Here is a 6,147-nt window from a genome sequence, read left to right as displayed (position 1 = left end):
GAATAGACCTTTTATCCCAAACCACACTAATCATTAACAGATTAATACACCCCCAATTAGTCCGGTCAATCACTACATAAATAACTTCATTTCAGGGAAAATATATCTCTAACCAGCTTTTAATAATGTTTCGGTGGGTTCTAATCTTGTTGCAGGAGTGATTTCTCGCCCTGACAAAGCCCTTAAAAGCCATACTGAGCGTTCCGGAACTATCCTTAGTGCAAAAACTATACATGCAAAAGCATTTGTTGAGAAATCACCTAAGTAGTAACGTTTCTTCCGCGTAGATTTTTTGGGTAATAGTTCTCTATGTTTTAGCTTTGCAAGCTCGGCAAGCTCGCTTGGGCTAACAAACTGTTCTTGCAAGTCACGATCAACCCGTTCTTGCGGGCTGGGGTCAGGCAATAATACTTTCTGTGCCAAATCAAGGATAAACTCTGCGACCTCAACCCGAAGTGGAAATTTTTCTGCAAATATTCCCCAGTCAAGCCAAGCTTCAGCTGCTTTGAAGACTAAACCAGATTCCTCGACTACAGCCTCTTGGTTTTGAGATATGAGCCAACGCCAAACAGGTTTCCAAAGATGTGGTTTTGGAATACCCGTTATACTCTCCTGTGCAGCCAGCCTTACTGCTGCGGACATAGACTGGGAAGTTTCTGCAAGATAAGGATTGGGAAATGTTGCGATCGCAAAAAGGCGAGAGAGAAGACGTTCAATTAAAAATGGAAGCTCATCCCCCAAAGAAACTTGAAGAACAGAGCAAGGCTTGCTGCTCAAAATTACACCATCAAGCAGTAGGTCAAGTAGCTGTAAATGATTACCTTCTAATGCTTCTTGAAGCAATTCTTGCCATGTTTCAGTCTCTTCCGGCTCCATAGCAAGGTACAAGGCAAACCAGCGCATTGGCTGAGACCAAAGAGGATTTCTGAGTCTCGTCGCCAGATCACTCACCTCTAGTTGACGGCGATTTTCCAAAAGATACCGAAACCTTGCACAGTCTCCTACAAAGCGATGGGTAACAGCTATCCGTCCCTCCACAACTCGAAGACAGTCCCGCCTCACAAGTGCATACAAGATTTTGGTATCAACAGGAGAATTATGGAGAGATAAATCAGGGGTAAATTGCTCTGCCAAAGATAATGAAGTATTAATTAAAACTTGACCGAATAATTCGTAATTCGTAATTCGTAATTAATAATTAATTCATTAAGGGTACAAGCCCCTTAATTTATTAATGAAAAAAAGAAATTTATTCATTATTCAAGCCCCCACCTTTAGGTGTGGGGTAATAATTACGAATTACGAATTATCAATTACGAATTATTTTGACCCTCGTTAGTTAACTCACAACCATTACCTACGTGATAGCACCAAAACCAAGTAAGCAGGTCTAAATCATTTTTAAAAGTTGACGCATTTATACCATCTCTCTGCACACTACTAATCAGCCAGAATCAGCGCACCATTCAACAACTCCCTGACGCACCCAAAAGTGGCAGTGGCATTCGTTAAGCTGCCTAACAGAAGGATGAAGTGTTGGTCGTCCCAACGAATCAATGGGGTTTCCTTCTCCAATGACGTAGGCTTCTGCCTTACGGCGTTCGTACTCATCAGGATTACTACGTTTCAATGCTTCATCCCGTGCAATCACAGGATTTATAACTTCACGACACAATAGACAGGTGTGTCCTGGTGCAGGTGCAAGCACCGTGACGCGACCATCCAAAGCCTGAAAATTGGGCGTTTCCCCTAGAGAAACCTCAATTGCTAAACCCATATCAAACACAGGTGTTGCATAGTAGTAGGCAAACCGATTCAGCATTAGGCGACCCGTGTGGTCATCAGTGCAACAAAAAATTACGTCGCACGCTTTTAGGGGATCGCAGCAGTCTGCTTCTCCAATCCAAGCTTGATATGTTCTCACTTGAACACCAAGTCCAAGTTCCACAAGTGACTTGGCAACAACTTCAACTTTGGGACTCATAGCATCAGCATCTGGCTGACGCGCACCGTGTAGCCGATTTAAATTCGTATCCTCAACAATATCTTTATCGAAAAGTGCAATGTTCCGAATACCCATCTTTGGCAGCAACATGGCGATCGCACTTCCTGTACCGCCGCAACCAATGACTCCAACACGCAACATCGATAAGTCTTGATTGAGGGCCTCCCCAAAAGCTAAAGCCTGTCGCTGGAATGCTGGAGGAGAAATCCCCAGTCCCCAGTTTGGATAATGCAAACGCATTTTTTGCCCAATAACACGAATCATCCGCAAGGAAATAACTTCCTGCGAACTAACCCAGAGGCGACCAATCAAATTTCCATCCGGCATTAGGATAACACTTAAAATCTGTGTATCTGAGCCGTTGCGGTTTTGTGCTAGTTGAATTAAGTCTGGTTCGTTAGTATCATCCTGGATAGAGAATTTTCCCAAACCTTCTTGATGACTGTGGAAAATGGCTAGCGTCAGGTTTTTTGCTTGTGCCGCTTGCAATGCCCGAACAAAAGAATCCGTTTTCCAGGTAATGTGTTTGGCAGAGAAAGAAACAATTTCATCCTCTGGCACTGGTATTACTTCATAAGAAATGAATTTTTGGTGCAGCTGCCCATCCCAAGGGTCGGCATTGATAACGGCCTGTCCACACAAGACATAGGCCGCTCGCTCTTTACCATCTATGGTTAATAGCAATTCGTGCAGGTAATTTGAGTGTTGCTCTTGCAATGTCAAGCTTACAGTATTCAAGCAGCCACCTCCAGAGCATTTTCAATCCGTTTGAGCATTGTCCATATGCCATCTGTACCAGGTCGCCACTCATTGTTATGTCTCGACCATCGCTGCCATTTCTGACCATTAAATTGGTGTGGTTGATCGGCTGCCTTTGGGTATTTTGCACCCTGTACCAGCTTTACCCACGGCAGCAGGTAAAACATATCGGGGGGTGCATCCGGGTATCCGCTCGGCAATAGAATTAGGATATCTGCCTGTTCAGTATCAAAACGGCCAGGTGGTAACTGAAATTCGCGTAAAATAACGCCCTTTTGACTGGCATCTACCACTTCTTCAAAAGGTAAACCCCTGTTTTCCAGGTATTGGCGATCGTTTAAGGGTAAAAAACTCATTGCTTTAACCCTCCGTTGTAGTCTTTTTACCAGTGAAGAATCGCTCAACCCCTGGTGCTTGTAAATCGACAGATTCATTATCAGCAATTGGGCGGTCTTCTGCACCACGTAGTTCAAGCCAAACTCCATAGGATGCAAGGTCAACGCCAGCAAGTTCCTTCAGCTTCAGCCCTGTGATAATTGGCGCGCCCCACTCAAATCGCCGACCGTCGATAACAAAACGGAAGGAGCGATCGCTGCGCCAAGTAATGAATCGCTCGATACCAGGCTTTCTGAGTTCAACGGCTTCATCAAGGCGGATTTCTTCTAACTGACCGTTATGTAGCACTTGGAAGATGAGGTACTCATCCACAGGTCTCTTGCTTGCTTCATCAAGCAGCTGCCCTCCCGTAATCACGGGGTCGTCTACTTTGTAACTTCGGTCATCAATCCGCACTACGTAGCGTTTTGCAAGCGGTGGTTGTACAGCCCCGTGCTGCTTGACCCACACTTCCAGTTCAATCTCATCAACCACAATATTGTTCGTCATAATTTTGTTGCAAAAGTGACTTTCAATTTCATATGTGAAATTTCATCCATTATATTGCACACATGATTTAAAATTGCAAGAGTGAAATTGGAGATGAAATGGCAAAAGGACAGTTTGATGTTGAAGCTTTTTATGCAGCATTGGACAGCCAACGGCTGTCTAAGCGTATGACCTGGAAACAAGTTGCCGAAAAATCTGGTGTTAGTGCGTCTACCTTGACTCGGATCGCGCAAGGTAGACGACCAGATGTAGACAGTATGGCGGCAATGCTCGCATGGTCTGGGCTGAAAGCAGACTCCTTCATCAAGCGCGAACAGGATACTCCAACTGAATCCGAACCACTCGCTAAAATTACGGCGTATTTGCGTGCAGACCCCCATTTAACGCCGGAAGCTGCATCTGCAATGGAAGCCGTCATCAAAGCTGCTTACGAGAAGCTTCGCAAGGATCAATAAGATGACATTATGCTGTGGTTTTAGGAAGGAGGCAAATGCTTATGCCAGGTAAGGCGAAGTTCCGTCGTGGCTTTAAGAAGGAGGCAAGTGCTTATGCGAAGGAGTTTAGAGAGGAGCTTGGTATAAAACCACACGCTCCCTTATGCCCTTGGCAGCTTGCTGAACATTTAGCAATTCCCATTGTTCCACTATCGGAATTTGAAATAGCAATTCCCATTGTTCCACTATCGGAATTTTAAAATAAAATTCCTAAAGAGGTTCGCTATTTCACAGAAAAAGACATAAAAAGTTTTTCTGCGATAACAGTGTTTTATGGTACACAAAGAATAATTGTTCACAATGACGCTCACAGCCTTCTACGTCAGGCTTCTAATGTTTCTCACGAGTTAAGTCATGGCATCCTTCAACACCAGCCAGATGAAGTTTTCAACGAATGCGGATGCCGGAATTTTAACCAAGAATATGAAGATGAAGCAAACTGGTTAGCTCCGGCACTTTTAATTTCAGAAGAAGCTGCCCTCCATATCGTTCAAACTGGAATGACAATAGATGAGGCTGTTGAATATTACCACGCTAGCAAGGAAGTTATCAATATGCGTATTAATGTTACTGGAGCGCGAAAACGAATTTTATCTCGTTAGAGGGCTAGTTGAATCAGTTTAACTGCAAAAATTAATAAAATCCTGGCAATCATCAATCAAAAATTTTATATGAAATCAAAAGTTAATAATACTGTCATCTATATTCATAAACTTGGTCAAGTAAGTCTTTTTCGTTTTTAGCCTGCCATATTTGACAGGCTGTAGTAGATTCAGATTATAGCTGATTTTAACTAGCAATAGGCGCTATTTCTGGTGAGAATAATTTGTGATTTTCGATAGCGTATTTATAACTAAACAGTCCATTATTTGATAAGAAAAATTTTTCTTCACTACCCGATATCTTCCTCCCACTGAGGAGGAAACTGACAGTAGCGATGGCTTCGCCAACGCCAAGGGCGAACGCCCTTTGGAGTTCTACGCCAGATTGATATCTGTTTTTGTTGTTCCTGTTTTTGGGTTTTAAGGAGGGCTTTCCTCTCTTCGATTAACTCCAGCACCAGTTCACAGGTTAATCCCCCAATTGGGTAATCCTGTAATTGACTGATAATTGATTTGTATTGAAGAGAACACAGCCTGAGAAGTATTGTTACTGGAATTGGTGCTAGGTGTTGAGGACAAGTTAAAAATTCTTGAAAGTTTTCGGCTATTTTAAGCGCTCGTTTTTCCTCACAGCTTCCTTTATCCCAACCGTATGTATCGAGCAGAGTTCGGTATTCTTTTTTGCTATAGGTAGTTTTGTATTCGTAGAGTAGGAAAGCAACGTGCAAATATTCCAGACTACTGGTTTCGATATGTGCGGTTGGATTTGGGTTTAGTTGATGCTTTTGGGAGTAAGGGATTGATGTGATAGTTGCTGGCATGATAAGATTGACCTTGCATTAATTTCGTTGGTCTTAAAAGACCACTTACCTATTTAAGTCAGCGCAAATAATTCAAGCTGCTTGTTTGTCCCAAGCTTTAAGTCGAGAAATTCAGAAGTTTTTTCAGCAGCAGCTTAATGTATTATCGGAAGACGAGTATGCTGCATTTTTGAAAAATTTGCATCGGGAAGCTGTTATTGGACAAGAGTTTGTAGCTGCTTGTCAAACGCTTGGTTTGCAGCTACCAGAGACAGGAAAACTACAAGAGTGGTTGCAGGATTTAGTAGTGCGATCGCGCAGCCTCTCCGCATCCGCAGTAGAATCGCAATTATCAAACGAGTTAGTCGAAGAATGCGAGCGACTAGGGATAGACCCGCCAAAAAGGAGTGAGGTTGCAGCGTGGCTACAAAATACCCGCTCTGCGGTATTTGAGCAGCCGATGCACGAACATAGATTACCTTTTACGGATGATGGTTTGCCTTTAGGGGGGTCGCAACCTTTTTTGGAGCATTTACTGACACTAAATGCACTGCCAACTGAAGATGAGGAGTATGACATTGCTCATAGGTTTGGTGTAGACC

The 6,147-nt window shown here is 43.3% G+C and carries 8 protein-coding genes and 1 pseudogene; 4 read left to right on the top strand and 5 right to left on the bottom strand.

Features of this window, described 5'->3' with window-relative positions:
* Positions 1 to 108: 108 nt before the first annotated feature.
* From LC653_RS44210 to LC653_RS44195, 4 genes are all read right to left on the bottom strand, one after another.
* Positions 109 to 1,134, bottom strand: coding sequence for a hypothetical protein (locus tag LC653_RS44210; RefSeq protein ID WP_229501584.1), 1,026 nt, complete (start codon positions 1,132 to 1,134; stop codon positions 109 to 111).
* Between the two features lie 310 nt (positions 1,135 to 1,444).
* The gene (locus LC653_RS44205) at positions 1,445 to 2,743 is read right to left on the bottom strand and encodes a ubiquitination-like system serine protease family protein (protein WP_229501583.1); all 1,299 of its coding nucleotides are present in this window, start codon (positions 2,741 to 2,743) and stop codon (positions 1,445 to 1,447) included.
* Positions 2,740 to 3,120 carry an E2/UBC family protein gene (locus LC653_RS44200; protein ID WP_229501582.1) on the bottom strand — a complete coding sequence of 127 codons (381 nt, stop codon included), beginning with the start codon at positions 3,118 to 3,120 and terminating at the stop codon, positions 2,740 to 2,742. The genes LC653_RS44205 and LC653_RS44200 overlap by 4 nt, the downstream gene beginning before the upstream one ends.
* Before the next feature lie 4 nt (positions 3,121 to 3,124).
* Entirely contained in the window at positions 3,125 to 3,649 is a 525-nt protein-coding gene (locus tag LC653_RS44195) for a multiubiquitin domain-containing protein (protein WP_229501581.1), read from the bottom strand.
* Positions 3,650 to 3,747: 98 nt separating this feature from the next.
* Between LC653_RS44195 and LC653_RS44190 the strand changes: the two genes are divergently transcribed.
* From LC653_RS44190 to LC653_RS44180, 3 genes are read left to right on the top strand one after another with little or no spacing between them, the layout of a single operon-like run.
* Positions 3,748 to 4,104, top strand: coding sequence for a helix-turn-helix domain-containing protein (locus LC653_RS44190; protein ID WP_229501580.1), 357 nt, complete (start codon positions 3,748 to 3,750; stop codon positions 4,102 to 4,104).
* A 41-nt stretch (positions 4,105 to 4,145) separates the two neighbouring features.
* On the top strand, positions 4,146 to 4,343 hold the full coding sequence (locus LC653_RS44185; RefSeq protein WP_229501579.1) for a hypothetical protein: 198 nt from the start codon (positions 4,146 to 4,148) through the stop codon (positions 4,341 to 4,343).
* Between the two features lie 6 nt (positions 4,344 to 4,349).
* Positions 4,350 to 4,745: an ImmA/IrrE family metallo-endopeptidase gene (locus LC653_RS44180; protein WP_308189253.1), complete on the top strand. Its 396-nt coding sequence runs from the start codon at positions 4,350 to 4,352 to the stop codon at positions 4,743 to 4,745.
* A 290-nt stretch (positions 4,746 to 5,035) separates the two neighbouring features.
* Here the strand turns inward: LC653_RS44180 and LC653_RS44175 are convergent, their stop codons facing one another.
* Complete coding sequence (locus LC653_RS44175) at positions 5,036 to 5,566, bottom strand: Alr2735 family protein (RefSeq protein WP_372478307.1); 531 nt, start codon at positions 5,564 to 5,566, stop codon at positions 5,036 to 5,038.
* An 85-nt stretch (positions 5,567 to 5,651) separates the two neighbouring features.
* On the opposite strand from LC653_RS44175, the pseudogene LC653_RS44170 reads away from it, so the two are divergent.
* A pseudogene (locus tag LC653_RS44170) lies at positions 5,652 to 6,147 on the top strand (hypothetical protein); the annotation flags it as partial.

The sequence above is a fragment of the Nostoc mirabile CHAB5784 genome (assembly GCF_020829645.1).
Lineage (GTDB): Bacteria > Cyanobacteriota > Cyanobacteriia > Cyanobacteriales > Nostocaceae > Nostoc > Nostoc mirabile.
Note: the sequence above shows the minus strand (reverse complement) of the source record. Positions and strands in the feature narration are given on the sequence as shown.

Bases quoted from the DNA above. Each gene is read 5' to 3' on its own strand.
- LC653_RS44195 (WP_229501581.1), bottom strand. From the start codon at position 3,649: ATGACGAACAATATTGTGGTTGATGAGATTGAACTGGAAGTGTGGGTC.
- LC653_RS44175 (WP_372478307.1), bottom strand. From the start codon at position 5,566: ATGCCAGCAACTATCACATCAATCCCTTACTCCCAAAAGCATCAACTA.
- LC653_RS44185 (WP_229501579.1), top strand. From the start codon at position 4,146: ATGCCAGGTAAGGCGAAGTTCCGTCGTGGCTTTAAGAAGGAGGCAAGT.
- LC653_RS44190 (WP_229501580.1), top strand. From the start codon at position 3,748: ATGGCAAAAGGACAGTTTGATGTTGAAGCTTTTTATGCAGCATTGGAC.
- LC653_RS44200 (WP_229501582.1), bottom strand. From the start codon at position 3,120: ATGAGTTTTTTACCCTTAAACGATCGCCAATACCTGGAAAACAGGGGT.